This window comes from Gemmatimonadaceae bacterium, assembly GCA_019752115.1.
Lineage (GTDB): Bacteria > Gemmatimonadota > Gemmatimonadetes > Gemmatimonadales > Gemmatimonadaceae > Gemmatimonas.
Map to the genome: position 1 here is coordinate 72,504 of JAIEMN010000003.1, position 25,536 is coordinate 98,039.

General features: G+C 67.2%; 26 protein-coding genes. 21 read left to right on the top strand and 5 right to left on the bottom strand.

Translation table 11 applies throughout. The annotated features are described in order from the left end of the window. Window positions 1–5: 5 nt before the first annotated feature. A complete protein-coding gene (locus tag K2R93_01525) occupies window positions 6–323 on the bottom strand; it encodes a superinfection immunity protein (protein ID MBY0488495.1) in 318 nt (105 codons plus the stop codon). Between K2R93_01525 and K2R93_01530 the strand changes: the two genes are divergently transcribed. Continuing rightward, complete coding sequence (locus K2R93_01530) at window positions 322–1,134, top strand: hypothetical protein (GenBank protein MBY0488496.1); 813 nt, start codon at window positions 322–324, stop codon at window positions 1,132–1,134. The genes K2R93_01525 and K2R93_01530 overlap by 2 nt on opposite strands. On the opposite strand, the gene K2R93_01535 is transcribed toward K2R93_01530, so the two are convergent. Next, window positions 1,131–1,808, bottom strand: coding sequence for a sulfite exporter TauE/SafE family protein (locus tag K2R93_01535; GenBank protein MBY0488497.1), 678 nt, complete (start codon window positions 1,806–1,808; stop codon window positions 1,131–1,133). The two genes, K2R93_01530 and K2R93_01535, sit on opposite strands and share 4 nt — an antisense overlap. Further along, a complete protein-coding gene (hypF, locus tag K2R93_01540; GenBank protein ID MBY0488498.1) occupies window positions 1,808–4,210 on the bottom strand; it encodes a carbamoyltransferase HypF in 2,403 nt (800 codons plus the stop codon). The genes K2R93_01535 and hypF overlap by 1 nt, the downstream gene beginning before the upstream one ends. Window positions 4,211–4,314: 104 nt before the next feature. Here hypF and K2R93_01545 point away from each other — a divergent pair, with 104 nt between their 5' ends. The 18 genes from K2R93_01545 to K2R93_01630 all read left to right on the top strand — a co-directional run bounded on the left by K2R93_01545 (window position 4,315) and on the right by K2R93_01630 (window position 20,976). After that, entirely contained in the window at window positions 4,315–5,103 is a 789-nt protein-coding gene (locus tag K2R93_01545) for a DUF1641 domain-containing protein (protein ID MBY0488499.1), read from the top strand. 5 nt (window positions 5,104–5,108) lie between these two features. After that, window positions 5,109–5,492, top strand: a complete 384-nt coding sequence (gene hypA, locus K2R93_01550; protein MBY0488500.1) for a hydrogenase maturation nickel metallochaperone HypA — start codon at window positions 5,109–5,111, stop codon at window positions 5,490–5,492. Further along, window positions 5,489–6,208, top strand: coding sequence for a hydrogenase nickel incorporation protein HypB (gene hypB, locus K2R93_01555; protein MBY0488501.1), 720 nt, complete (start codon window positions 5,489–5,491; stop codon window positions 6,206–6,208). The genes hypA and hypB overlap by 4 nt, the downstream gene beginning before the upstream one ends. Before the next feature lie 51 nt (window positions 6,209–6,259). Next, window positions 6,260–7,978 (top strand): GAF domain-containing protein, encoded by a 1,719-nt coding sequence (locus tag K2R93_01560; protein ID MBY0488502.1) that lies wholly within the window; start codon window positions 6,260–6,262, stop codon window positions 7,976–7,978. Window positions 7,979–7,981: 3 nt separating this feature from the next. After that, a complete protein-coding gene (locus K2R93_01565) occupies window positions 7,982–8,611 on the top strand; it encodes a response regulator transcription factor (GenBank protein MBY0488503.1) in 630 nt (209 codons plus the stop codon). 141 nt (window positions 8,612–8,752) lie between these two features. Then, window positions 8,753–9,724: a hydrogenase gene (locus K2R93_01570; protein MBY0488504.1), complete on the top strand. Its 972-nt coding sequence runs from the start codon at window positions 8,753–8,755 to the stop codon at window positions 9,722–9,724. 41 nt (window positions 9,725–9,765) lie between these two features. After that, window positions 9,766–11,388: a nickel-dependent hydrogenase large subunit gene (locus K2R93_01575; protein MBY0488505.1), complete on the top strand. Its 1,623-nt coding sequence runs from the start codon at window positions 9,766–9,768 to the stop codon at window positions 11,386–11,388. Window positions 11,389–11,404: 16 nt separating this feature from the next. After that, complete coding sequence (locus tag K2R93_01580) at window positions 11,405–11,893, top strand: hydrogenase maturation protease (GenBank protein ID MBY0488506.1); 489 nt, start codon at window positions 11,405–11,407, stop codon at window positions 11,891–11,893. Further along, on the top strand, window positions 11,890–12,204 hold the full coding sequence (locus K2R93_01585) for a hydrogenase maturation protease (GenBank protein MBY0488507.1): 315 nt from the start codon (window positions 11,890–11,892) through the stop codon (window positions 12,202–12,204). The genes K2R93_01580 and K2R93_01585 overlap by 4 nt, the downstream gene beginning before the upstream one ends. Beyond that, window positions 12,191–12,394, top strand: a complete 204-nt coding sequence (locus K2R93_01590) for a hypothetical protein (GenBank protein MBY0488508.1) — start codon at window positions 12,191–12,193, stop codon at window positions 12,392–12,394. The genes K2R93_01585 and K2R93_01590 overlap by 14 nt, the downstream gene beginning before the upstream one ends. Window positions 12,395–12,494: 100 nt before the next feature. After that, complete coding sequence (locus tag K2R93_01595; GenBank protein ID MBY0488509.1) at window positions 12,495–13,739, top strand: hypothetical protein; 1,245 nt, start codon at window positions 12,495–12,497, stop codon at window positions 13,737–13,739. Continuing rightward, a complete protein-coding gene (locus K2R93_01600; protein MBY0488510.1) occupies window positions 13,739–14,113 on the top strand; it encodes a hypothetical protein in 375 nt (124 codons plus the stop codon). Before K2R93_01595 ends, K2R93_01600 begins: the two co-directional genes overlap by 1 nt. A gap of 17 nt (window positions 14,114–14,130) precedes the next feature. Next, a complete protein-coding gene (locus K2R93_01605; protein MBY0488511.1) occupies window positions 14,131–15,018 on the top strand; it encodes a NifU family protein in 888 nt (295 codons plus the stop codon). A gap of 7 nt (window positions 15,019–15,025) precedes the next feature. Further along, on the top strand, window positions 15,026–16,231 hold the full coding sequence (locus K2R93_01610) for an NHL repeat-containing protein (GenBank protein ID MBY0488512.1): 1,206 nt from the start codon (window positions 15,026–15,028) through the stop codon (window positions 16,229–16,231). Further along, window positions 16,209–16,505 (top strand): HypC/HybG/HupF family hydrogenase formation chaperone, encoded by a 297-nt coding sequence (locus K2R93_01615; GenBank protein ID MBY0488513.1) that lies wholly within the window; start codon window positions 16,209–16,211, stop codon window positions 16,503–16,505. The genes K2R93_01610 and K2R93_01615 overlap by 23 nt, the downstream gene beginning before the upstream one ends. Continuing rightward, the gene (gene hypD, locus K2R93_01620) at window positions 16,502–17,623 is read left to right on the top strand and encodes a hydrogenase formation protein HypD (GenBank protein ID MBY0488514.1); all 1,122 of its coding nucleotides are present in this window, start codon (window positions 16,502–16,504) and stop codon (window positions 17,621–17,623) included. Before K2R93_01615 ends, hypD begins: the two co-directional genes overlap by 4 nt. Before the next feature lie 44 nt (window positions 17,624–17,667). After that, window positions 17,668–18,708: a hydrogenase expression/formation protein HypE gene (hypE, locus tag K2R93_01625; GenBank protein ID MBY0488515.1), complete on the top strand. Its 1,041-nt coding sequence runs from the start codon at window positions 17,668–17,670 to the stop codon at window positions 18,706–18,708. Between the two features lie 201 nt (window positions 18,709–18,909). Further along, a complete protein-coding gene (locus tag K2R93_01630; protein MBY0488516.1) occupies window positions 18,910–20,976 on the top strand; it encodes a TonB-dependent receptor plug domain-containing protein in 2,067 nt (688 codons plus the stop codon). Window positions 20,977–21,081: 105 nt separating this feature from the next. On the opposite strand, the gene K2R93_01635 is transcribed toward K2R93_01630, so the two are convergent. After that, window positions 21,082–22,404: a hypothetical protein gene (locus K2R93_01635; protein MBY0488517.1), complete on the bottom strand. Its 1,323-nt coding sequence runs from the start codon at window positions 22,402–22,404 to the stop codon at window positions 21,082–21,084. 208 nt (window positions 22,405–22,612) lie between these two features. Here K2R93_01635 and K2R93_01640 point away from each other — a divergent pair, with 208 nt between their 5' ends. Together K2R93_01640 and K2R93_01645 are read left to right on the top strand one after the other, a co-directional pair. Then, a complete protein-coding gene (locus K2R93_01640) occupies window positions 22,613–23,350 on the top strand; it encodes a twin-arginine translocation signal domain-containing protein (protein MBY0488518.1) in 738 nt (245 codons plus the stop codon). Between the two features lie 35 nt (window positions 23,351–23,385). Continuing rightward, window positions 23,386–24,834 (top strand): M20/M25/M40 family metallo-hydrolase, encoded by a 1,449-nt coding sequence (locus K2R93_01645; GenBank protein ID MBY0488519.1) that lies wholly within the window; start codon window positions 23,386–23,388, stop codon window positions 24,832–24,834. A gap of 99 nt (window positions 24,835–24,933) precedes the next feature. Here K2R93_01645 and K2R93_01650 read toward each other — a convergent pair whose 3' ends face one another. After that, the gene (locus K2R93_01650) at window positions 24,934–25,536 is read right to left on the bottom strand and encodes an ANTAR domain-containing protein (protein ID MBY0488520.1); all 603 of its coding nucleotides are present in this window, start codon (window positions 25,534–25,536) and stop codon (window positions 24,934–24,936) included.

Here is a 25,536-nt window from a genome sequence, read left to right on the forward strand (position 1 = left end):
TTCTCCTACTGGCCAGTTCCCGGCTCGTGCGGCACGTCCGTCTCGCCCGCGGGTGGCGCGACATAGGCGAAGGTCATGATCATCGCCACAATCCAGCCGATCACCGTCCAGCCGAGCAGCAGGTTGATGAGCAGGATCTTTGTGCGCCGCGGGCTTTCGTTCTTCCAGGCGAGCAGCGACGGCAGGATGTACAGCGCCACGCTGATGACGATCATGATCCAGCCCTTGGGGAGCCCGCCGCCGGTGTAGCGCTGAGCGGGCTCTTCGAGCTGACGGATCATCGGGACGAGCACGGGGACGAGCATCGGCACAATATACGTCATGCGTGACCTGCTTCTCTCCGATCGCGCGCTCGCCCAACGGCTCGAGCGCGCCGAAGCCCATGCCAACCGGGCGTTCGTCGAAGCCCGCGCCCGGCTCGCGCCCGAGGTGGGCGCCACCTGGTGCGACGTCGACGGCACCTGGGCGATGTTCGACGGCGCGGGCTCGCCGCTGACACAGACGTTCGGCCTCGGCACGATGACCGACGCGCGCGAGGCGCAGCTCGACGTGCTCGAGGCGTTCTTCACGGAACGGGGGGCGGCGACCAGTCATGAGGTGGCCACCACCGCCGATGTGGGACTGCTCGCACACCTCACCGGACGCGGCTATCGACCCATCGAGTGGTCCGCGGTACTGTGGCAGCGACTCCCACGCTCGGGGGGCGGCGTCGGGAGTTCGATGTCCGTGCGTCGCATTGAGGCCTCGGAGGTCGGGCGCTGGGCGGACACGTCGGCCCGCGGCTGGGCAGAGACACCGGAACTCGCGGACTTCGTGCGCGGCTTTGGCGAGGTCAGTGCGGCGGCCCAGGATACGCACGCGTTTCTGGTGGAGTATCGGGGCGACGCGATCGCCGCTGGCAGTCTCCACCTGCACGAGGGCGTCGCGCTCTTGGCCGGCGCGAGCACCATTCCCGCGTTCCGCGGTCACGGCGCGCAGCGATTGCTGCTCATGGCGCGCCTCGCGTTTGCCATGGAGCAGGGCGCCGACCTCGCCATGATGGTGACCGCACCCGGCAGCGCGTCGCAACGCAACGCGCAGCGCGCGGGATTTCAGATCGCCTACAGTCGCGTCAAGTTGGAGCGCGCGCGCTAGCGGAGCTCAGCCAGCACGCCCGCGCCGAGTGAGAGGCCAACAACCACACTCATCGCCGCCGCGCCGAGGCGCACGTAGCGGGCGGCGCTCGCGTTGCGCTTGCTGACCATGCCGGTGGCGGTGCCGGTGAGAAAACTCACCAGCGACATGCCCACGATGGTGCCCACGCCAAAGGTGAGCAGATAGGCAAACTGCTCGCGCACATCGCGCGAGGCGGCCACGAGCAGCACCACGACGGCGCCGCTGCCGGCGAGCCCATGCGCGAGCCCAAACCCGAGCGCCCGTGACGCCGTCCGCACCTCGGCGGTGTGCACGTGCGAGTGATGATGCGAATGGGCCGCGTGGTGCGGCTCTCCCAGCGCATGGCGATGCCGCCGCGCTTCGACCCACAGGGAGCCCACCCCCAGCACGATGAGCAGCGTGGCGACGCCGAGTTCGGCCGTGCTGTAGAAGCGCTCCGGGACCCGGATGCCCAGCAGAATGAGGGCGACGGCTACGAGCGCCACACTCGCCGTGTGCCCGATTCCCCGGGCGACCCCCAGCCGCGCGGCGTGCGACATGCCGCCCTCCCGTGTGGCGAGGGTCGTGACGGCCGCGAGATGGTCCGGCTCGAACGCGTGGCGGAACCCCACCACGAAGCCGATGCCGAGCGCCGGCAGCAGGAGTTCGGTCATCACGCCGCTCCCGAGAGATCGGTGCACGCGGCGATCATGGCCTGCCCCAGGGCCAGACCGCCGTCGTTGCTGGGAACGCGATGATGCTCGAGCACAGTGAATCCTTCGGCGACGAGCGCCGTGCGGGCCAGGTCAGACAACAGGCGATTCTGAAACACGCCACCGGTCAGGCCAACGGCGTGTATCCCGTGCGCGTTCCGCGCGTACCGGGCCACCTCCACCATGCCAGCCGCAATCCCCTCGTGGACGGCGCGCGCGATGTCCGCCGGTGACGGCGCTTCGGGCTGTCCCTGCGCGCGCACGTCGGCGAGCAGGGCGCGCACCAGGGGCGCCACGTCCATAATGCGGGCCGGCGCGTGGGGGCCGGAGTCAGGGTTTTCCTCCACTCGCATCCGATATCGCCCGGCCAGCGGCGCCGAATCGGCCGCGGTGGCACCCGCCGCGAGCGCCTCGAACTCGATGGCCCCCTGCCCCTCGTAGCTCACCACCCGACGGCCGCCCGCCAGTGCGGCGCAGGCATCGATGAGGCGCCCCATGCTGGTCGTGGTGGCACACCCCATCCCCTTCGCCAGCTGCCAGGCCAGCGCCCGCTTCTGGGCCGGCTCGAGCGTCGCGTCGAGCGCAGTGGCGTCGTCGACGGGGATCCCGAGGGCGTGCAGCAGACCGAGCGCCGTGCGCCAGGTCTGCTTCACCGCCGCATCGCCACCAGCGAGCAGGAAGGGGGTGAGACTCGCGAGGCGCGAGTAGCTCCGATAGCCGCCCAGCAGCGCCTCGCCACCCCAGATGGTGCCATCGGGGCCGTAGCCGGTGCCATCGAAGGTGAACGCGAACAGCGTGTCGGTATCGGTAAGGCCGTGCTCCGCCATCAGGCTGGCGAGATGCGCGTGATGATGCTGTACACGCACCAGCGGGAGTCCGCGTGCGGCGGCCTCGCGCGATGCCCAGGCGGCGGAGAGATATCCCGGATGCGCATCACAGGCGATGCGCTCGGGGTGCGCATCGTGCAGCCGCTCAAGGTGCGCCACCGCGTGCGTCAGCGCAGCGAGCGTGTCCGGACTCGCCACATCACCGATATGGCTCGACAGAAAGCAGCGCGCGCCCTGCAACACGCCAACGGTGGCCTTGAGCTCGGCGCCTACGGCGAGCACCCGCGTAGACGCATAGTCACCCAACGGCACCGCGAGGGGAAATGGCGCATACCCGCGCGACCGGCGCACCGGTCGCTCGCGCTCATCACGACCGATCTGCACGACCGAATCGTCGCAGGGGACTTCGATGGGGCGATCGTGCGCCAGCGCCCCATCGACGAGCGGGGCCAGGCGCGCGCGGGCATCCTCATCGCGCCAGGCGATCGGCTCGTCGGACAGATTGCCGCTGGTGCACACGAGCGGACCGACCGTTGCCAGCATGGCGTGCAGTGGCAGCGACGGCAGCATGGCGCCAATCGTGTCTATGCCGGGGGCGACGTTGGGCGCAATCGGGGTGGAGGCGGCGTGCGGCACGAGCACGATGGCGTGGGCCGGTGACGTCAGCGACGCAGCCGCTCCCTCGCTTACCCGCGCAAACGTGCGCAGCGTGTCGAGCGAGCCGACGAGAATGGCGAGCGGCTTGTCGGGGCGATGTTTGCGCGCGCGCAACGTCGCGACCGCCTGCTCGTTCGTGGCATCGCACACCAGGTGATACCCGCCAATCCCCTTCACCGCGATCACGCCGCCGGCGCGCAGCACAGCGAGCGCCTGCGCGAGCGCCTCCTCACGCCGCGCCAGGACATCGGGCCCACCGGGCGCATACCACGCCAGCGAGGGCCCGCACACCGGACACGCATTCGGCTCCGCGTGAAAGCGACGGCTCGTCGGATCGTCGTACTCGCGCTGACAGTCCGGGCACATCGTGAACTGCCGCATGGTGGTGCGCGTGCGGTCGTACGGCACGTCGAGCACGATCGTGAAGCGCGGCCCGCACTGCGTGCAATTGAGGAACGGGTAGCGATAGCGACGGTCGGTCGGATCGTTGAACTCGCGCCAGCAGTCGGCGCAGGTCGCCAGATCGGGCGAGATGGGCACCGTACCGCCGGCGCGGGCCGGACTCTCGCGAATGACAAAGTCCGAGGCCTGCGCGATCGGCACCACCACCGTCGTGACCTCATCGACCACCGATGCCGCCGGGGCCTCCGCCACCAGCGCAGCGAGAAACGCCTCGACGAGGTCCGGCGCGCCCTCGACCTCGATCAGCACGCCGTCGTCGTCGTTGTAGACCCAGCCAGTCACGCCATGGGCGTGGGCGATCCGATGGACGAACGGCCGGAACCCTACCCCCTGCACCGTGCCCCGCACCCGGACTTGGCGGCGAACGGCCTCGGGGGGCGGTGAGGCGGCAATCATGGGGTCAACGTGTTTCCGCATGGCTGAATGCGAGAATAGCAAGTTCATGCCATAACGCCATCCGAAACCGGACCATAGAGTAGCCCATCCCACCCCCGCCGTTGCGCCCGCCAGGAGGAAGTTCGATGGGAATCGCCGTGCCGTCCGAGCCGAGTGCTGCCCAGGAGCAGCTGCTCGCCCGCCTCTCGGAAGAGAAGACGATCGACGCACTGAATCGCCTGCTGGACCGTCTGGACGTCATTGCGTTCACTGCCGATGCCCTGAGTGGCTTCCTGGCGCGCGCCGATGTGGTCGCGGAGAGTGTGGCCTCCAGCGTCGCCGATCTCAAGAAGATGACGGGCGAGGAGACAACCGCCGGTGAGGTGATCGGTCGCCTGCCCCAGCTGGCCAAGGCCAGCGTGCAGCTTGCGGATGTCACGGCGTCGCCGGCGTTCGACCGGATCATCAATTCGCCCCTGCTGGAGCGCCTCGGCGATCCCAAGGTGCTTCAGTCGCTCCTCGATGTGTTGGACCGCCTCGAACTGGCCTCGTTCGTCCTCGAGAGCGTGGACGGCTTCCTCAAGCGCAGTGAGGGGATTGGCCAGGCGCTCTCCGAAGACGTGGCGGATCTCAAGAAGGCCACGCAGCCCGATCTGGTGAAGCTCAAGGAGGTCATGCGCGCCATGCCCGCGCTGGTGACCGCCGGGCAGACGCTGGTGAAGTCGGGGATGCTCGAACCCAAGGCCGTCGAGGCGCTCGGCAAGATCGGCCGGTCGGTGGCCGACTCCTACGACGAGGCGCGCGCGGTCAAGCGGGAAACCCGGCCGCTGGGGCTCTTCGGTCTGCTCAAGGCCATTCGCGACCCGGATGTGAATCGCGCGCTCGATTTCGCCCTGCACGTCTCGAAGGCCTACGGGCAGAACCTCAGCAAGTAATCGCCATGCACGAACTCTCCATTGCGCATGGCATCGTCGACGTGGCCGTCGGTGAAGCGCGCCGCCTCGGCGCCGTGCGGGTCAGCGCCGTGCACGTGGCGGTCGGGCGGTTGTCAGGGATTGAGGCGGGCGCGCTGCTCTTCTGCTACGACATCGCCACCGCGGGTACGCCCCTCGACGGCTCGCGGCTGGTCATCGAGGACGTCCCGATCAGCATCTACTGCAAGCCGTGCGGCTCGGAGAAGGCGCTGCCGGGCGTGAACCGCTTTCGGTGTCCGGACTGTCAGACGCCGAGCGGCGACATTCGGCGGGGGCGTGAGCTGGAATTGACGCATCTGGAGGTGGAGCAGCCGGATTTCACGCCGCTCACCCAGAGTGCCGCCTCATGAGTGCGCCGACCGTGCCTCTCACTGCCACGGAAACACGCATCGTCGAGGTGCGTGCTGGCATTCTCAAGAAGAACGATGAACTGGCGCGCGCCCTGCGCCGCCGCTTCGAGGCCGCGGGCGTCTTCGTCGTGAACCTGGTGTCGAGCCCGGGCACCGGAAAGACCGCGTTTCTTGAACGCACCCTGCGCGAGTTGCGCGAGCAGGGGCTGCGGGTCGCCGCCCTGGTCGGCGATCTCGAAACCGACAACGACGCGCAGCGCCTGGCGCGCAGCGGCGCTCCGGCCAGGCAGATCAACACCCACGGACGCTGTCACCTGGAAGCGGAGATGATCGAGGCCCACCTCGACGACTTCGCGATCGACCAGCTCGATGTGCTGTTCATCGAGAATGTCGGCAATCTGGTCTGCCCGGCCTCCTACGATCTGGGCGAGGCCATGCGCGTGGCCCTCCTCTCCGTCACCGAAGGCGAGGACAAGCCGCTCAAGTATCCCACGATGTTCAACTCGGCCGACGTCGCCATGATCACCAAGGTCGATCTCGCCGAGGCCTGTGAGTTCGACTGGGAGGCGGCACGGCAGTCGATCGAATCGGTACGCCCCGGGATGACGATCCTCTCCTGCTCCGCGCGTAAAGGCACGGGGATGGCCACCTGGTATGCCGCCCTCGAAACGCGTCGACAGGGGTGGCGGTCCACCCGCCGTGACGTCGTTGTTTGAGCGAGCAAGCGCTGCCGTGCGGAGTCGCGTGCACGACGTTACCGTGACGGTATGGCGTCCCGACCGCGTGTGGCGCACCCACTGAAACTCGAAGACGGCGGCAGCCATCCACTGCGCTCCGCGGCGGACCGGCTGCAGCACGTGTTCACCGTCGCGCAGCTGCTCGCGCGCGAACCGGATGGCGCGACGCTCGCCGCCGAGCTGGCGGCGCTGTTGCCGCCAATGCTCGGGGCGGATCTCGCACTGGTGGCGACGGTGATCGACAGTGAGATCACCGCCGTGGCCGGCGGCGCGGTGCTGGACCCGGCCATCACCGCCGTGATGCGCGCCATCATGACCGTCGCGGCGACCCGACGTGAGCGTCTGGTGTCGAACGACCCGTTCACGATGCTGCCAGGCACCTTCTCCACGCCGGCGAGTGTGGGGTACGGCAGTCTCGCCGTGATGCCCGCGTTGCATCACGCCGGGCACGCCGTCGCCGTGTTGCTGGTGGCGAGCCCGGACGAACGCGCGTTCACCGATTCGGACCTGATGCTCCTCGGCACGATCGCGGAGCAGACCGTGGTAGGCCTCGACCGGGCGCAACTGCTGGGGCGCCTGTCGGAATGGTCCAACGGGATGGAGGCGTTGCTCGCGTTCTCGGGCTCGGTGCATCAGCATCGGGCGCCCGAAGTGCTCGTGAACGAGATGGTCGAGCATGCGGCTCGCTTTCTCAAAGCCGACGCCGGTCGCGGCGGGCTCGCCGTGGCGAGACCGAGTGGCGATCTGGTCATGGAGGCCACGGCCTACTGGCAGCATGGGCAATGGACGCGCGCCACGCGTCGCTGGCCTCGGAAGCAGGGGATCCCGGGGATCGTGCTCGACCACGAGTTCGCGTATCTCGCCCCCGATTACCCGAACGATCCGGCCGCCGATCCCGATCTCGTCACCGAAGGGACCATCCGTCACGCGCTCTGTGTCCCCCTGCGTGACGCGATGCATACGGTGGTGGGGTTTCTCGAATTACATCGGGGCGTGGAGCGCGCGGCGTTCACCTGGAACGATGCGGCGTTTCTCGAGGCGCTGGCGGACACCACCGCCATGGCGATCGAGAACGCGCGGCTGGTGAACGCGCTGGAGGCGAAGAACGACGAGATCCGGCAGCTCTTCGCGCGCCATGCCGAACGGCTGGAAGAAGAGCGGCAACACATCGCCCGCGATCTGCACGATGAAACCGGGCAGGCGCTCGTGGGGGTCAAGCTGGCGCTGCAGGTGCTGTCGCGCGTCGTGCCCGCCACCGATCCAACCCTCGCAGCGCCGCTCGATGAGCTGCGTCTGCAGGTGAATCAGGCGACCTCGCGGTTCCGTCAACTCGCCCGGCGGCTGCGCCCCCCGAGTCTCGACCAGCATGGTTTGGCCTCGGCCATCGGCCAGTTGGCGCACGATGCCGAACAACGGAGTGGGCTGCAGGTGTCGGTCGCGTTCGAGGGGATCGACGAACGGCGCTGGCCGCTGCACGAAACCGCGGTGTTCCGCATCGTGCAGGAGGCGCTCACGAACGTGTGCGTGCATGCGCAGGCCACGACATGTGCCGTGCGCGTGTCGCATACCGGGCATTCCCTGGCCGTGCGCATCACCGACGACGGCCGTGGCTTCCGCCCCGATGAGCGCACGCCCGGGCTGGGGCTACGCGGCATCGGCGAACGCGTCCACATGCTCGGCGGGACGCTGCAGGTGTCGAGCGCCCCCGGCGAGGGGACGCGCCTGCTGATCGATCTGCCGCTGTCGTAGCGCATGGCCAAGGCGCGAATTCTGCTGGTGGACGATCATGCGCTCGTGCGGCGCGGCCTGGCCGTGCTCCTGCGCATGGATTCGCGCTTTGAGGTCGTGGGCGAAGCCGGGTCGGGGGAGGCCGCGCTCGCGGCCGTGGAGCAGTTGCGCCCCGACGTGATGGTGCTCGATCTCAACATGCCGGGGATCGACGGCCTGGAGACGCTCCGCCGGCTCCGCAGCAAGCCGATCCCCGTGAAGGTCCTGATCCTCACGATGCACGACGAAATGCATCTGGTGGGGCAGGCGATGACGAGTGGGGCCGACGGCTACCTGCTCAAGGATTCGATGGACGACGAGCTCTTTCAGGCCATCGACGGGGTGATTCGCGGCCAGAAGTACGTGGCGGCGGCGATCGACCGGAGCCGGCTGCTGGAGGTCACCGCGCGTCCGACGACTCTCACCACGCGCGAGCGCGAGGTGCTGCAGCTCATTGCGGCGGGGCATACCACGAGCGAAGTCGCCGAACGGCTCAACATTTCGCCGCACACGGCTACGCGGCACCGCGCGAATCTCATGCAGAAGCTCGATGCCCACAACCAGGTCGAGCTGGTGCGCATTGCGTCGTCGCAGGGGCTGATCGTGCTGGGGTAGCGCCCCGCGAGCGTGGGCCGCGTAGCCTCTTCTTGCTATTGTTGGCCCCCCGCCCGGTTCGCATTGTGTCGCCTGCAATTCCCACCTCTACGGCCGGATCACCTGTCCTCCGGCTTCATCTCCCGCAGGAGACCTCCCATCATGGCAACGGTGCTGTGGCTGCAGGGCGGCGCGTGTTCCGGCAACACGATGTCGTTCCTGAATGCCGAAGAACCGAGCGCGTGCGATCTGGTGACCGACTTCGGCATTGAGATCCTGTGGCACCCCTCCCTGGGCCTCGAGATGGGCGCCCCCGTGCGTCAGCTCCTCGATGACCTGGCGAGCGGCAAGAAGCAGCTCGACATCTTCGTGTTTGAAGGCACCGTGATCCTCGGGCCCAACAACACCGGTCGGTTCAACATGTTCGCCGACCGCCCCATGAAGGACTGGGTGAAGGAGATCGCCAGTCACGCCGGTGCTGTCGTCGCGCTGGGCGACTGCGCCTGCTGGGGCGGCATCCCGGCCACCGAGCCCAATCCGGTGGACTCCGTAGGGTTGCAGTACCTCAAGCGCAAGCACGGCGGCTTCCTGGGGAGCGACTTCAAGTCCAAGTGGGGGCTGCCGGTCGTGAACATCCCCGGCTGCCCGACGCATCCGGACTGGGTCACGCAGATCCTCGTGGCCATCGCCGCCGGCCGCGCTGGCGATATCGCGCTCGACGACCTCCAGCGCCCGCAGACGTTCTTCAAGACGTTCACGCAGACCGGCTGTACACGCGTGCAGTACTTCGAGTACAAGCAGAGCACGATGGAGTTCGGCCAGGGTACGCGTCAGGGCTGCCTCTTCTACGAACTCGGCTGCCGTGGGCCCATGACGCACTCGCCGTGCAATCGCATTCTGTGGAACCGGCAGAGCTCCAAGACGCGCGCCGGCATGCCCTGCACCGGGTGCACCGAGCCCGAGTTCCCGTTCCACGATCTCAAGCCGGGCACGGTGTTCAAGACGCAGAAGGTGAGTGGCACGATTCCGAAGGAAGTGCCCACCGGGACGGATCACGTCTCGTACATGGCACACGCGGCGGCCGCGCGCATCGCGGCGCCGAAGTGGACGAAGGAAGACATGTTCGTCGTCTGATCGCCTGAGTCTCCTCCCACCTTCACTCCCAGAGCACTGACATGGCCACGGCGACTCAGCCGGTGAACGACCTCCGCATCTCCCCGCTTGGACGCGTCGAGGGGGACCTCGATCTCCGCGTCACGATTCGTGACGGCGTGGTGACCGATGCGTGGACCGAAGCGAGCATGTTCCGCGGGTTTGAGATCATTCTTCGCGGCAAGGATCCGCAGGCGGGGCTGATCGTGACGCCGCGCATCTGCGGTATCTGCGGCGGCTCGCACCTCTACAAGAGCGCGTATGCGTTGGACACGGCGTGGAAGACGCACATGCCGCAGAACGCGACCCTCATTCGCAACATTGCGCAGGCGTGCGAGACGCTGCTCTCCATTCCACGCTGGTTCTACGCGCTGTTTGCGATCGACCTCTGCAACAAGAAGTACGCGCACCTGCCCGAGTATGACGAAGTGGTCCGCCGCTTTGCCCCGTTCGTCGGCACCAGTTTCGAGCCGGGGGTCACGCTGTCCGCCAAGCCGGTGGAGGTGTACGCCATGTTCGGCGGCCAGTGGCCGCACTCGAGCTTCATGATCCCGGGCGGCGTGATGTGCGCGCCCAGCCTCTCGGACGTCACGCGCTCCATCGCCATTCTGGACATGTGGAAGCGCGAGTGGCTCGAGAAGCAGTGGCTCGGCTGTTCCATCGAGCGCTGGATGGAGATCAAGAGCTGGAATGACATGCTGGCCTGGGCGGAAGAGAACGAGTCGCAGCGCAACTCCGACTGTGGCCTGTTCATCCGCTTTGCGCAGCGGGCCGGGCTCGACAAGTACGGCCAGGGTGTTGGTGCGTATCTCGCCACCGGGACGTTCTTCGAGCCGTCGCTTTACGAGCACCCCACGGTGGACGGGCGCAATAGCGCGCTCATCACCCGCTCCGGCATCTATGACGGGTCGAGCTTCCACGACTTTGACCATCTGAACGTGCGTGAGGACACGGCGCACTCGTTCTATCGTGGCGACAAGTCGCTGCACCCGTGGCAGGGCGAGACCGACCCGATCGATCCGCTCGAAGGGCACAAGCAGGGCAAGTACTCGTGGGCCAAGTCACCGCGCTACGATGTGCCGGGCAAGGGCGCGATCCCGCTCGAAGTCGGTCCGCTGGCGCGTCAGGTCATCGCCGGCCGCCCGGGGAATGCCGCGCACCAGGACTACGATCCGTTCATCATGGACGCGATCAAGACCGCGGGCCCGAGCATCTTCACCCGAGTGATGGCGCGCATGCACGAGGCGCCCAAGTACTACGCGATGGTCCGGAAGTGGCTCGACCAGATCGACCTGCACGGCCGCTTCTACAACAAGCCGGTGGAACTCGAGAGTGGTCGCGGCTTCGGGTCCACCGAAGCGGCACGTGGCTCGCTCTCCGACTGGATCGTGCTGAGCGGCGGCAAGATCGAGAACTACCAGGTCATCACGCCCACCGCGTGGAATATCGGCCCGCGCGACCGGCTCGGCCGCCACGGCCCCATGGAAGCCTCGTTCATCGGTGCCGAAATCCAGGATCCCACCGATCCGATCGAGATGGGCCACGTGGCCCGCTCCTTTGACTCGTGCCTCGTGTGCACGGTGCACGCGTACGACGAGAAGACGGGTAAGGAGCTCTCGCGCTTCCGCATCGGCGAGATGGGGTGATCGTGGGCATGCTCGCATGAACGAACCGGCACGCGTCCTCATCGTCGGCTGCGGAAATCTCCTCCGCGGCGACGATGCGGTCGGTCCCATCCTGGTGCGGCACCTCTGGCAACGAGGGGTGCCGCACTTGGTGCGTTGTGCAGACGGGGGCACGGGCGGCATGGACGTGGCCTTTCAGATGCGCGGCGTCCCGCACGTCATCATCGTTGATGCCTGCACCAGCGGCTCCGAGCCCGGCTCGATATTCCGCCTCAGTGGCACCGACTGCGAAACGCCACCGTTGGCTGGCGTCAATCTCCACGCCTTCCGCTGGGATCACGCGCTCGCCTTTGCCCGGTGGGCGCTCAAGGAGGAGTACCCGCCGCGTATCGACGTGTGGCTCATCGAGGCCGAGCGCCTGGAAGTGGGCGAGCCGTTGTCGCCCAAGGTGGAAGCCGCGATGCACCGCGTGTGCGATCTGCTGATGCAGGAAGTCGACGTGTCACTCGCCGAGGCCGCCGCGTGACGAGCGCGCAGATCGAGCTCACGGCGCACGGCTATCTCGTGCTCACCTCGCAGGTCGCGCGCGCGTTCTTCCCGAACGACACGCTGCTCGCCATGCCGCGCGGTCAGGAGCTCTGGCTGCTCCCTACCCGCGGACCGGGCGGCGGTGGGCTGATGCTCAAGCAGCGCAACCTGCAGGGCGATCGCAGCGTGCTCGTGCGCGAAGCGCTCAACGATCGATACCCCGTCGGCCAGCTCCCCGCTTTCTGGGATGACCAGGCCGGCGCGCTCCGCGTCGCGATGGTCACCGAGCGCGCGCATGGTGCCCTTTGATGACAGCCCCGTCATCGCCCTGCACACCCGCGTGGAGTACGAACACGGGCGATGGGTCGTCTACGCCGACGCCGTCTGCATCCCGGAGACGGAGGAATACGTGATCACCCACCGCGTCAGCGATCACCCGAGGAAGGAAGCCGCCGAGTTGGCCGCGAAATGGATCGCCCGCACCGCCAACAAACCGTAGGCCCGCGTTCCCGCAGTCCAGCTCCCGCAGTTCCAGCTTCCGCAGTACAGGCTTCCGCCGTGCGAACGTCCCGCGGTCCCCACCCCAAAGATCACTCCCCATGATCCGCCCCCAGCCCCTAGGCCTCCACCCCTACCCCGCCGGCCTCCTCCTCCTCCCCGCCTCGCTCGACAACGAGCCGAGGGAGCTGGATACGGAAGCCCTGCGCGCGCTCATGCGCGGCGGCACGCCGGACTGGTGGCCCGAGTCGTGGGGCTTCTACGCGGCCGCGCTCCGCGGTGAGCGGGAGGCAGCCTTTGACGCGCTCCCCGGGCAATCCAACGCGCTCGCCAGCTACAACCGGTACGTACTGGGCGGCAACGCGCTTGATCGGCGTCATGCCGAGCGCATGGGTGACCACGTCGTGCGGACACTCACCCAACTGGCCGCCTTCGTGATGGGCGAAAGCGATGCCCTGCCAGCGCTCGATGCCCTCGACGGCGAGCTGGCCGCGCATGGCGCCCTGATGGTGGCCAGCGCGCACCTCGAGCACGGGCGACACGCCGAAGCAGCCGCCGCACTCGACGCCGGCATTGCCGCGGCGCGCGCCACCTCGCCGCTGCTGGCCGCGCAGCTGCTGCTGCAGCGCGCCTCGCTCAACGACGACGGCGCCGCCGCCGAACAGCAGCTGCGCGACGCCATCGCCCTCGCCGCCGATACGCCGCTCGCGTCGCTGACCGCCGAACTGTGGTGCGCGCTCGCCTTTGTGGTCCATCAGCGTGCCGAGACGCACCGCATGCGCCTGGTCGAAGCGGCCGAGCACTATCAGCGCGCGTTGCGCACCGGGATCACGAAGGAGTCGCACCCCGATCTGTGGGCCCGCATTCAGGTGAATCTCGGGCTGATCTATGTGGCCATGCCCATGAGCGAGCAGGGCGAAAAGCTCCGGCTGGCGGTGGCCGTGCAGGCGTTCCGCGAAGCGCTGCACGTCTACACGCGCGAGACGCACCCCGATGAGTGGGCGAGCACGATGCTCAACATGGCCAACGCCATGCAGTATCTCCCCAGCGCCAAGCAGGCCGAGAATCTCGCCGATGCGGTGACCGCGTACGAGGAGCTGCTGTCGGTGCGTCCCAAGGAGTTCGACCCGGTGGGATATGCGCGCATTCTCGCGAACCAGGGGAACGCCCTCGCGCATCTGGGCATCTTTGGCCCGGCCGTGGAGAAGCTCACGGAGGCGCACAAGCTGCTCCACTGGCACGGCGAGGCCGATGCGGCCCAGCGCCTGCTGGCGCAGCTCGAGCAGATCAACGAACAGCTGGCGCTCGCCGGCAGCGCGTCGGCCGATGCCACGGGAGCGGTCTGATGGACCTGCACGCGCGGCAGCAGTTCGACTTCTTCTTCAACAGCGCGATTGAGCGCTTTGTGGAGCGGATTGAGCAACGGTGTGGTGGCCCGGTGCCGGCGCTCGCGCGCCTACGCGAAGACACCAACGGCGATGGCGTCTGGATCGATGAGTTCGTGTCGGCGCTCTTCACCGATTTCCTGCTCGACAACACCGCGGGGGCCGCGTTCATCCTGCAGGCGCTGGCCAAGTGGCCGGTGCCGGTAGTGATCGAACCCGCCCGCACGGTGAGCGACTGGATGCAGCTCGTCGCCCGTCACGCCTTCGCGAGTGTACTGGCCGCCAAGACCGAGGAGGCGCTCGAGCAGCGCCTCGCCTTTCAGATCACGGACTGACTCCCCGAGCCCCATCCATGACCGCGATCGCACCGCAGCCGCAACCGGCGGCCACGACCGATGCCCCCAAGACCCTCGAGCAGCTCGCGGGCGACGTGCAGCGTACGCTCGACGACGTGCGTGGGATGCCCATCGATCACCGCACGCGCGCGCTGGCGCTCAAGGACGCCGTGGAGGCGTTCCACAAGGCCGGCCTCACGACCATCGTGAAAGCCCTCAAGGGCGACCCGCACGGCAAGGCACTGCTGCTCGACCTCGTCGATGACCCGGGCGTCTTTTCGCTCTTTTCGCTGCACGGCATCATCCGGAGCGATGTCCGCACGCGCGTGGCGCGCGTCATCGAGAATCTCCGCCCGTACACGCAGTCGCATGGCGGTGATGTCACGCTCGTGGACATCAGCGAGGACACCGTCTACGTGAAGCTCAGCGGCGCCTGCAACGGGTGCAGCATGTCGAGCGTGACGCTGCGTCGCGGGGTGGAGGACGCGCTCAAGGAGCAGGTCCCCGAGATCACCAAGATCGAGGTGGTGCCCAACACTCCCGAGGAGAAGCCCACGCTCGTGTCGCTCTCCCGCGCGCCCAAGAACGACGGCTGGGTGGATGGGCCGCTCGTGAGCGAACTCACGCCGTCGCGCCCGTATCGGCAGGACCTGCCCGAAGGGCGCAGCATCGTCGTCCTGCTGGTGGGGGACGAGGTGAAGGCGTATTGGAATGAGTGCGCACATCTGGGGCTCGCCATCGACGGGGGGATGGTGGATCAGAGCAACGGCACGATCACCTGCCCGTGGCATGGCTTCTCGTACGACTGCGCCAGCGGCGAGTGCCTGAGTGCGCCGCAGGCACAGCTCGAAGGCGTGCCGGCGCGCGTCACGGAGGGCCGGGTGCAACTGCGCCCGGTCTCGTGAGCCACGCATGACCGCCACCACGTGGCAGCCGCTGCTGCGCTGTGGCGCGGCGTCGCCGTTCGGGCTGGCGCTCCCCAGCGCGCAGCCCACCGCGTCGCAGCTCTATGCACCGCGCGGCGTCTGGTTCAACGATGACCTGCTCATCGTGGCCGACTCCGGGAATCATCGCGTGCTCATCTGGCATGGGCTGCCGAATGTGAGCGGCACCGACGCCGACGTGGTGCTGGGTCAACCCGACTTTCAGAGTGAAGGCCCTGCCGCCGGCGGCCGGTCGCGCGCCAATGGGCTGCATTTGCCCACCGGCGTGCTCGTGCACGACGGCAAGCTCATCGTGGCCGATGCCTGGCATCATCGGTTGCTCGTGTGGAACGAGATCCCCACCCGCAACTACGAGCCGCCCAGCTACGCGATCGGCCAACCCACGCTCGAGGAGGTCTCGCCGAACGGCGGCAGCGACATCGATGGCAATGCGCTCTACTGGCCGTACGGCATGGGCGTGACCGGCTCGATGTTCTGGATTGCCGACACCGGCAACCGCCGCGTGCTGGGGTGGGAGGGACTCCCGGAGCCGGGCGATTACGCCGCGGTGGTGCTGGGACAGGACGATGCGCGCCGGGGCGACGAAAACCGCGGCATTGGTCCCAGCGCTCGGTCGTTCCGCTGGCCGCACGCCATTGCCGGTGATGCCGACACGCTCTTCGTGGCCGATGCCGGCAATCACCGCATTCTCGGGTGGACTCCCATTCCGGAAGAGGATCGCCATGCCGATCTGCTGCTCGGACAGGCCGGCTTTGAGCGCAACGAGGAGCTCCCGCACCGCCCGCAGGGAGCGCACCGGATGCGCTTCCCGTACGCCATCGCGCAAGACGCCGGGCGGCTCGTGGTCGCCGATACCGCCAACAACCGCGTCCTCACCTGGGACGGGGTCCCCCGCGTCGGCGTGCAGCGACCGGCGGACGGCGTGCTCGGCCAACTCAACTTCGATGCCGCCGGCGAAAACCGGTGGAAGAGTGTCGCCGATGACACCCTCTGCTGGCCCTATGGGCTGTGGTTGCACGGGAATCGGCTCGCCATTGCCGATTCGGGGAATAACCGGATGATGTTGTGGGAAATTCCCGGATGGCGGGGGGCGGATCCCGAGGCGTATGCTCACGACACCCCCCAGGACGCCTCACAGGCGGAGCCCGATTATGTGTCTCGCAGTCCCCGGTAAAATCGTCGAGATCTCCGACGACGGGATGGTCCGGATGGCCAAGCTCGACTTTGGCGGCATCCAGAAGCAAGTGTGCCTGGCGTACCTCCCCGACGCCGTCGTGGGCGACTACGCCATCGTGCACGTGGGCTTTGCCATCAGCCGCATCGACGAAGCCTCGGCGCAGGAAACGCTGCGGCACTTCCGCGAGCTCGGCTTGCTCGAGGAAGAGCTCGGGGAGATCCCCGACGACGAATACGCGCCGCCGCCCCCCTGCCCGGTCACCTACCAGTGAAGTACCTCACGGAGTTCCGCGACGGCGCCATCGCGCAGAAGTTGGCCGCCGAGATCCGCCAGATGACCACGCGGCACTGGGCCATCATGGAAGTGTGCGGTGGGCAGACGCACTCCATCATGCGCAATGGTATCGACCAGCTGCTGCCGAGCGAGATCGAGCTGATTCACGGCCCGGGGTGCCCGGTGTGCGTGACGCCGCTCGAGATGATCGACAAGGCGTTGGCCATCGCGGCGCTCCCGAACGTGATCTTCTGCAGCTTTGGTGACATGCTGCGCGTGCCGGGCTCCGATCGCGATCTGTTCCGCGTAAAGAGCGAAGGTGGGGATGTGCGCGTCGTGTACTCGCCGCTCGACGCGGTGCAGCTCGCCGTGCAGCACCCCACCAAGCAGGTGGTGTTCTTCGGCATCGGCTTTGAGACCACCGCGCCGGCGAACGCCATGGCGGTGCATCTCGCCAAGAAGCAGGGGCTTACGAACTTCTCCATGCTGGTCTCGCATGTGCTGGTGCCGCCGGCCATCGATGCGATCATGCGCTCCCCCACCAACCGCGTGCAGGCCTTTCTCGCCGCGGGGCACGTGAACAGCGTCATGGGCTTCTGGCAGTATCCGCCGCTCGCATCGCAGCACCGGGTGCCCATCGTGATCACGGGCTTCGAGCCGCTGGACGTGCTGGAAGGCATCCGCCGCTGCGTACGCCAGCTCGAGGCCGGTGAACACGAGGTGGAGAACGCGTACGAGCGCGTCGTCACGTTCGACGGCAATCGCGCGGCGCAGGCGCTACTCGAGGAAGTGTTCGCCGAAAGCGACCGCGCCTGGCGCGGCATTGGCGTGATCCCCCGGAGCGGGTGGAAGCTCAGCGACGCCTACGCCGACTACGACGCCGAGAACCGCTTCGATGTGTCGGACATCCACACGCACGAGTCGCCCGAGTGCCGGAGCGGTGAGGTGCTGCAGGGGGCCATCAAGCCCACCGACTGTCCGGCGTTCGGCAAGCAGTGCACGCCGCGCACGCCCTTCGGCGCCACGATGGTGAGCAGCGAAGGCGCGTGCGCCGCCTACTTCAACTACGGCCGCGTGGTGCAGCTGGAACGGGTTCGCGTTCGGGTCCACGCATGACCTCCGTCACCTCCGCGCCGGCCACGACGGGCGCCACGATTTCGATGGACGAGTGGGCCTGCCCACTCCCGCTGCGCGACTACCCCACGGTCGTCCTCGGGCACGGCGGCGGCGGGCAGCTCTCGGCGGAGCTGGTGGAGCATCTCTTCCGTCCGGCGCTCGGTGGCGACGATCCGCCGCCGCTGACCGACTCCACGGTGCTCACGCTGCCCGGAACGCGCATCGCCTGCAGCACCGATTCGTTCGTGGTGAAGCCGCTGGTGTTTCCGGGGGGCAGCATCGGGACGCTCGCCGTGCATGGCACGGTGAATGACCTCGCCATGAGTGGGGCCACGCCGCTCTATCTCACGGCCGGATTCATTCTCGAGGAAGGGCTCCCCATGGCCACGCTCGCGCGCATCGTGAGCGACATGGGGCGCGCAGCGCGCGAGGCGGGCGTACGGATCGTCACCGGCGACACGAAGGTCGTGGAGCGCGGCAAAGGCGATGGCGTGTACATCAACACGGCCGGCATCGGCGTCGTTGCGGCGAACGTGGACATCGCCCCGCGCCGGGCGCAGGTCGGCGATGTGGTGCTGCTCAGCGGCACGATCGGCGACCATGGCATGGCGATCATGAGCCTGCGTGAAGGGCTCGAGTTCGACACCACCATCCAGAGCGACTCGGCCGCTCTGCACACCATGGTCGCCGCGCTGCTCGCCGCCGCGCCCGATGTGCACGTGATGCGTGACCCCACGCGCGGGGGAGTCGCCAGCTCACTCAACGAGATCGCGCAGGATGCACAGGTCGGCATCCAGATCCACGAGGAGCGCGTGCCGGTGCGCCAGGAAGTGCGCTCGGCGTGCGAACTGCTCGGGCTCGATCCCCTGTTCGTGGCTAACGAAGGGAAAATGCTGGCCATCGTGCCAGCGGCGCAGGCCGACGCCGCGCTCGCCGCGATGCGCGCGCACCGGCTTGGCGGGAACGCCGCGATCATCGGTGAGGTGGTGGCCGATCACCCGGGGATGCTGGTGGAACGCACCACCATCGGCGCGCGCCGGGTGATCACGATGCAGATCGGGGAGCAGTTGCCGCGGATCTGCTGAGTAGTTGATCAGACATCTGACCTCCGCGCCCGATCGGGACTCGGACCTCGGTCTCGGAAGCAGATCTCAGGAGTCGGACGTCGGAATTCTGGTCGGACACCAGAATCCCGAAACCGATGTCCGACTTCTGCTGCCGAGACCGAAGTCCGAAGCCTGATCAAGCCCAGAGATCTGAAGTCCGATCAGCCGCGTAGAATTGTTGTGACATATCGCCTCGTCGCCCTCTCGCTCGCCCTCGCCGGTACGCTCCCCGCCCAGTCCACGCCGGACTCGGCACGTAGCGATTCGTCCCGGACGCTCTCGGCCGTACGCGTCACCGGCCGGCGCGACGATCTTACCGGCGTCGCGTTGAGTGCGGCGCAGGGGCGCATTGGCCATGCCGACCTCAAGCAGCGCCCGATGGTGCGCGAGGGCGAGATCCTCGAGGTCGTGCCCGGGATGATCCTGACGCAGCACAGCGGCGACGGTAAGGCCAATCAGATGTTTCTGCGGGGCTTCAATCTCGATCACGGGACAGATTTCCAGACCCGCATTGAGTCGATGCCGCTCAACCTGGTCACGCATGCGCACGGCCAGGGATACAGCGACCTCAATCTGCTGATCCCCGAGCTCGTCGATCATGTCTCCTACTCGCTTGGCCCGTACTACGCCGAGCTCGGGGACTTTGGCAGCGCGGGCGGCGCTACGCTGCAGCTGGTCCGAGCATTGCCCCAGGCGTTCGCATCAGCCGAAGGAGGCGCGTGGGGCTACCGTCGCCTCGTCGCCGCGGGGAGTGAAACGCGTGGCGCACATACGTGGCTCGCCGGTGGCGAAGTGAAGGACTACGATGGGCCGTGGCTGATCGCTCAGGGACTGAGCAAGCGCAGTGGCTTGGCGCGGTACAGCTGGCAGGGCGCGGGGCAGTCGCTCTCGGTGCTCGGCATGAGCTACGCAAACCATTGGAACGCGAGCGATCAGATTCCGGAGCGGGGGGTGCTGCAAGGGGCCCTGGACCGCTTTGGCCAGATCGATCCGTCATTGGGCGGGCAAACGGCGCGCCACTCGCTCTCCATGAACTTCGAACGCCAGCGTGGGCTCGTACACAGCACGTTCGATGCGTACGCGGTACGCTACGACTTCACGCTGTTCTCGAACTTCACCTACTTCCTGGACAACCCAGCCAGCGGCGACCAGATCCGGCAGCGCGATCATCGTACGATTTACGGTATCGAGTCGCAGCAACGGCGCGTGTTCACCCTGGCCTCGCGGGCGCAGCAGTGGCGGTATGGCCTGCAGACCCGCTTCGACGATGCCGATGTCTCGCTTGGACGCAGCGCCGACCGACAGCTCACGGGAATCGTGCGCGCCGACGTGGTGTGGCAGGGGAGTGCCGGCATGTGGACATCGCTCGAGTCCCAGTGGAGCCGCCGAGTCCGCACCGTGCTGGGCGTGCGAGGCGACGCCTACGGCTTCGTTGTGCGCAGCGATCGCGCGGAGAATTCTGGCAATCGCCGAGCCTTTCTCGCGAGCCCGAAGGCGTCGCTCATCGTGCGGGCCAGCGATGGCGTGGAGCTGTATGCCGGTGGCGGGCTGGGCTTCCACAGCAACGATGCGCGCGGTACCACCATTCACACCGATCCGGTGAGCGGCGATCGGGTGTCGCCGGTGGAGCCGCTGGTTCGCTCCACGGGTGGTGAGCTGGGCGTACGCCTGAGTGGCCCGCGCGACCTGCGTACCACGATATCGCTCTGGACCCTCCGGCTGAATAGCGAGCTGCTCTTCGTGGGCGATGCCGGCACGACGGAGCCGCAGGGGAGAAGCGCGCGTACCGGGTTTTCGATGGCGAACTATTGGCGACCGGTCTCGAGCCTGGCGCTCGATGCGGACGTGTCCTTCACCGCCGCGCGGTATCTCGACGCGGAGCCCACCGCGCGCCGGGTCTCCGGCGCGCTTGAGAATGTCATCGCCGCCGGCGCGCAATGGACTCCCGTGCGCGGCGGCCCGACCGCGGTCGTGCGCCTCCGGCATCTTGGAGCGTATCCGCTGACGGAGAGCAACGCCGTCCGAGCGACCCCCACGACACTGGTCAACGCCAGTGTGGGCGTGCCGATTCGCGGGGGCCGGCTAACCGCGAGCCTCCTCAACGCGCTGGGCAGTCGCGGGCGTGATATCCAGTACTTCTATGCCTCGCGACTCTCCGGTGAACCGGCCGGCGGCGTGGAGGATGTGCACTTCCATCCGGTGGAGCCGCGCCAGATTCGTCTGGGGATCAGCATAGGCGATCGCTAAGACATTGGGTCGGACGTCAGAATCCCGAAACCGATGTCCGACTTCTGCTGCCGAGACCGACGTCGGAGGCCCGAATCATGCCTGAAGTCTGAAGTCCGATATGACTTAGAAGAAGAACACGTCGCCCCCGCTCCGATTGAAGCGCGGGTTCACCACCGTGTTGAAGATCGATCCGAAGGTGTAGCTCATGCCGAAGCTCACGAAGAAGCGATAGTTCGTGGCCAACGCCTGACGTCGCGAGATGATCTCGTTGTCGGTGAGCTCTCCGCGCGGCAGGTAGAGCTGATCGTTTACGCGGGAGTAGCTGCCGCCCATGTTGAAGGCGAGTCCCTTCGCAATGCGAATATCGGCGAACGCGCTCGATCCGTAGCTGTAGTACTGGGTCTTGTGCAGGTATTGGGAGCCGTACACCGACCAATTCACCGAGCCCCACGGCTGCTTGGAGTTCCAGCCGAGTGTGAGGGCGTGGAACGGCCGCGTCTCTTCGATCTGGTCGTAGATCGTGCGTTCCTTGTAGCGCATCGAGGCGGCGCCGACGTTGTAGTACGCCGTGAGCTGGCGCCGCGTGAACTCCTTGTACGGGAAGTAATTCCACTCGAGCGCCGGGGACACACGAATGTTGCGCTCGTAGTTGTTGAAGTCCGAGTACTCCCCGGTCGCCGTGAGCCCGGCCGACCAGTGCTCGCCCATGCTCTTGGCCACCAGCGCGTTGCCGCCGTAGTTGCGCAGCAGGTTGGTAAACTCGGTGCCGTCGCTCAGCGAGAACCGACTCTCGTTGTAGCCCAGGTTGGAGCTGAGATTGATCTTCCACGCGGCCGTGACGCGATTGGCGCTCGAGCTCAGGAAGCCATTGCGGAAATTCTGACGCTTTTCCCCGCTCCCGTATCCGTTGGCGGAGATGCGGTAGACCCAGAAGTTCCACGGATCTTTCACAGCCTTCGGATTCGTTGGCCCCGTGGTCGGCGCGCGATAGGTCAGATCGAGCCGACTCGCCAATGGCGTCTTGGCCGCATAGGGAGCCAGCAGCAGCGAGAAGGTGCGCGCGAGATTCCGACGCGCCACATCACGGGCGTCGTTCGGGTTGATGAACACCACCGCGGTGTCCATGCGCCCCTTGAAGCGTTCGCCGCCAATGGCGGTCACGGTCACCTCGCTCCCGCCCGAGCCGGTCTCCAGCGACGTGACCAGCAAGAGCACGTCGGCGAAGAGGCGGTCGCGCACGAAGTTCACCCAGCGCAGCTGATCCCGAAAGAAGTCATAGTCGCAGCCACGCGATTCACAGTCCACGAAGACACGCAGCGCACCCGCCTGCGTGGTATCCGGGGCTGCGGTGGTCGCCGAGGCGGGCGAGCGGTTCGAGGGTGGCGGTGACTCCTGCGCGGCGAGCGCCCCAAACGGCAGACCACCAATGACCACAAGACGACGCATCCATCGGGACAGAATCATTGCACTGAGGGACAGAGGAAAGGCATGGGCGACGAGGGGCATCGCGGCGGGACCACCGGACCACAATGCGCTACGACACCAATTCCTTACGGAGGGTTCGCAACGGGGTGACAAACGGCGCCGGCGGGAGCAGAATCAGCAGGATGCCCTCCGCCCGATTTGTCGTTCGCCCTCTTCCTTGCCGCCGATCATGACGACCCCCCGCCGCGACTTCCTCCGCCATGCCGGACTTGGCGCTGCCGCGCTGGCCACCTTCCCCCAACTGGCTCAGGCTGAACCCCTGCGTCGGGACTGGACGCGCGAGCGTGAGGAGCAACTCGCCGAGCTGGCCGAGCTCGAGGCGGCGCTCGACGGGCAGCCGCCCGCGCAGCCGCCGGCTCAACCCCAGTGGGACACCAGCTGGACAGCCAAGATCACCGGCAAGCATCGGGCGATGTTCGACGTCCCCGATGTGGAAGGCGGGGTGGGCGTCTTCCGCGCGGCGATCTGGGGGCGGCAGTACACCGATGTGCTCAAGCTGCAGCCGGCCGACCTCTCCACCGTGGTCGTGCTGCGCCATGGCGGCATTCCGCTCATCATGACCAATGAGTTCTGGACCACCTACGAGGTGGGCAAGGCCATGAAGCTCAAGAACGAGAAAGGCAAGACGCAGAAGGTGAATCCCGTCCTGCCGGATCCCGACGCCAAGGGGCCCGGTTCGCCGTATACGCTCGACAAGCTCATCGCCGCCGGCGCCATCGCCCTCGGGTGCAACATGGCGTTCCGATCGATCGTGTCGATGGTCGAGAAGAAGGACAAGCTCAAGCCCGCCGAAGCCCGCACCAAGGCGATGAGCATGATCCTCCCCGGCGTGATCCTCCAGCCCAGCGGCATCTTCGCCAACGTGATGGCCGAAGAGGCCGGTTGTCATTTCGTACGCGCCGTGTGATCACGGCCTTCGCGCTCACCTCCACCCTCTCTCGCATGCGTTCCCGTCTTGCCCTCGCGGCCGGTGCCATCGCGCTCTCGCTGAGCGCCCCCGCCGGCGCTCAGCCCCGGTTTTCCGCGCCCGGTGCGCCCACGACCCTCACGCCGGAGCAGCAGGCGGCGCGCGCGATCTACAAGGAGATGGTGGAGATCAACACCGTCGACTCCGTGGGATCTGTTACGAAGGCGGCCGAGGCCGTCGCCAAGCGCTTCCGTGACGCCGGCTTCCCCGAGAGCGACATCGCGATCGTCGGGCCCGCCGACAAGCCCGCCAAGCAGAATCTCGTCGTGCGCTATCACGGCAAGAACGCGTCACTCAAGCCCATTCTGCTGCTGGCACACCTGGACGTGGTGGCTGCGCTGCGAAGCGACTGGCCGCGCGATCCGTTCACGATGGTCGAGCAGGATGGTTACTTCCTCGGGCGCGGCGTCGCCGACGACAAGAGCATGGCGGCGATTCTCACCGCCAACCTGCTCCGCTACAAGAAGGAAGGCTGGGTGCCCGACCGGGATCTCATCCTGGCCCTCACGGCCGACGAAGAGGGCGGTGGCTCCAACGGGGTCGGGTGGATCATCGCCAATCGCAAGGAGCTGATCGACGCCGAGTACGCGATCAACGAAGGCGGCGGTGGCACCCTGCAGGACGACAAGCCGCTCTTCCATTCCATTCAGGCCGCCGAGAAGGTGCCGGTGAACTACACGCTCACCGTCACCAATACGGGCGGACACTCGAGCGTGCCGCGCAAAGACAACGCGATCTACACGCTCGCCGCCGCGCTCACGCGCATCGAGAAGTACACCTTCCCGGTGGAGCTGAACGATGTGTCGCGGCCGTTCTTTGAACAGACGGCCAAGGTCGAGATGCCGTCGCTCGCCGCCGCGATGCGCGCGATCGCGAAGAACCCGAAGGATACCGCCGCCGCGCGCATCATCTCCACCGATCCGCGCTACGCGTCCATGCTGCGCACGAGCTGCGTGGCCACCCGCCTCTCGGGCGGTCATGCCGACAACGCCCTGCCGCAGACGGCCACCGCCAACGTGAACTGCCGCGTGGCGCCAACGAGCACGGGCGCACAGGTCCTCGAGGTGCTGCAGAAGCTCGCCGGCGACAGCGTGAAGCTGAGCATGCGCGGCGGCGACCGGAACAACGCCGGTGGGCCGCCCGCGCCGATCAATCCGACGCTACTCGCCGCCACCACGCAGCTCACGAACAAGATGTTCAACGGCGTGCCGGTGATTCCCACGATGAGCACCGGCGCCACCGACGGTCGCTTCCTGCGCGCCGCCGGTATTCCGACCTACGGCGTGAGCGGGGTCTTCTCGAGCCCCGGCGAAACGAACGCCCACGGTCGCGACGAGAAGCTTCGCATCAAGAGCTTCTACGACGGCCTCGATTTTCTCTATCAGCTGGTCAAGATGATCTCCTCCGCCAAGCCGATCAGCTGAGCGAAAGCGGTGCACAACGAAGAGGGGGCAGCGCGCCATCGCGCGCTGCCCCCTTTCTCACTTCCCCCTGACGTGTCACCTACGGTGCCCGTCGAGCGCTCAGCTCTTCATGCCAGGTTCGGAGTCAATGACCGCTCTCGCAATGTCTACCATCCTGACCGAGCGATCCTGCGACGACCGCTGCATGATCCGATAGGCTTCCTGTTCGCTCGAGCCGGTGCGACGCATCAGGATGCCCTTGGCGCGCTCGATGAGCTTGCGCGCTTCGAGCTGTTCCTTGGCCGCCGCAGCTTCCCGCTTGGCTTCGATGAGCTCGCGCGCGCGCGTCACCGCCATGCGGAGCGTGGCGTCGAGCGTGGTCGGCGGTGTGGGTTTGGGCAACAGCGCGACGGCAGTGCTGCGCATGACGTCGGCCGTCGACAGCGTGAGGGAGAGATCACCCGTGATCAGCACCACGGCGGTGCCGGGGAGCTGGTGCGCGATCTCTTCGGCGGCCTGCACCCCGGTGGCGCCGGGCATGTGCATATCGAGCAGGACCGCATCGGGCGTGAACTGCTGCGCCTTTTCGATGGCAGCAGTCCCACTATCAACTTCGGCTACGACCATGTGACCGAGTGCGCCCAGAAGGTCCACCAGGGTGGAGCGTTCTAGCGCATTGTCTTCGGCCACCAGCACGCGAATGGTCGTCGGCTGTTCGGACAT

Coding starts and splice junctions, on each gene's coding strand:
- K2R93_01615 (MBY0488513.1), top strand. CDS start 16,209: ATGTGTCTCGCAGTCCCCGGTAAAATCGTCGAGATCTCCGACGACGGG.
- K2R93_01640 (MBY0488518.1), top strand. CDS start 22,613: ATGACGACCCCCCGCCGCGACTTCCTCCGCCATGCCGGACTTGGCGCT.
- K2R93_01645 (MBY0488519.1), top strand. CDS start 23,386: ATGCGTTCCCGTCTTGCCCTCGCGGCCGGTGCCATCGCGCTCTCGCTG.
- K2R93_01650 (MBY0488520.1), bottom strand. CDS start 25,536: ATGTCCGAACAGCCGACGACCATTCGCGTGCTGGTGGCCGAAGACAAT.
- hypA (MBY0488500.1), top strand. CDS start 5,109: ATGCACGAACTCTCCATTGCGCATGGCATCGTCGACGTGGCCGTCGGT.
- hypF (MBY0488498.1), bottom strand. CDS start 4,210: ATGCGGAAACACGTTGACCCCATGATTGCCGCCTCACCGCCCCCCGAG.
- K2R93_01575 (MBY0488505.1), top strand. CDS start 9,766: ATGGCCACGGCGACTCAGCCGGTGAACGACCTCCGCATCTCCCCGCTT.
- K2R93_01535 (MBY0488497.1), bottom strand. CDS start 1,808: ATGACCGAACTCCTGCTGCCGGCGCTCGGCATCGGCTTCGTGGTGGGG.
- K2R93_01525 (MBY0488495.1), bottom strand. CDS start 323: ATGACGTATATTGTGCCGATGCTCGTCCCCGTGCTCGTCCCGATGATC.
- K2R93_01570 (MBY0488504.1), top strand. CDS start 8,753: ATGGCAACGGTGCTGTGGCTGCAGGGCGGCGCGTGTTCCGGCAACACG.
- K2R93_01590 (MBY0488508.1), top strand. CDS start 12,191: ATGGTGCCCTTTGATGACAGCCCCGTCATCGCCCTGCACACCCGCGTG.
- K2R93_01610 (MBY0488512.1), top strand. CDS start 15,026: ATGACCGCCACCACGTGGCAGCCGCTGCTGCGCTGTGGCGCGGCGTCG.
- K2R93_01605 (MBY0488511.1), top strand. CDS start 14,131: ATGACCGCGATCGCACCGCAGCCGCAACCGGCGGCCACGACCGATGCC.
- hypB (MBY0488501.1), top strand. CDS start 5,489: ATGAGTGCGCCGACCGTGCCTCTCACTGCCACGGAAACACGCATCGTC.
- K2R93_01560 (MBY0488502.1), top strand. CDS start 6,260: ATGGCGTCCCGACCGCGTGTGGCGCACCCACTGAAACTCGAAGACGGC.
- K2R93_01600 (MBY0488510.1), top strand. CDS start 13,739: ATGGACCTGCACGCGCGGCAGCAGTTCGACTTCTTCTTCAACAGCGCG.
- K2R93_01580 (MBY0488506.1), top strand. CDS start 11,405: ATGAACGAACCGGCACGCGTCCTCATCGTCGGCTGCGGAAATCTCCTC.
- K2R93_01545 (MBY0488499.1), top strand. CDS start 4,315: ATGGGAATCGCCGTGCCGTCCGAGCCGAGTGCTGCCCAGGAGCAGCTG.
- K2R93_01565 (MBY0488503.1), top strand. CDS start 7,982: ATGGCCAAGGCGCGAATTCTGCTGGTGGACGATCATGCGCTCGTGCGG.
- K2R93_01635 (MBY0488517.1), bottom strand. CDS start 22,404: ATGCGTCGTCTTGTGGTCATTGGTGGTCTGCCGTTTGGGGCGCTCGCC.
- hypE (MBY0488515.1), top strand. CDS start 17,668: ATGGACGAGTGGGCCTGCCCACTCCCGCTGCGCGACTACCCCACGGTC.
- K2R93_01530 (MBY0488496.1), top strand. CDS start 322: ATGCGTGACCTGCTTCTCTCCGATCGCGCGCTCGCCCAACGGCTCGAG.
- K2R93_01595 (MBY0488509.1), top strand. CDS start 12,495: ATGATCCGCCCCCAGCCCCTAGGCCTCCACCCCTACCCCGCCGGCCTC.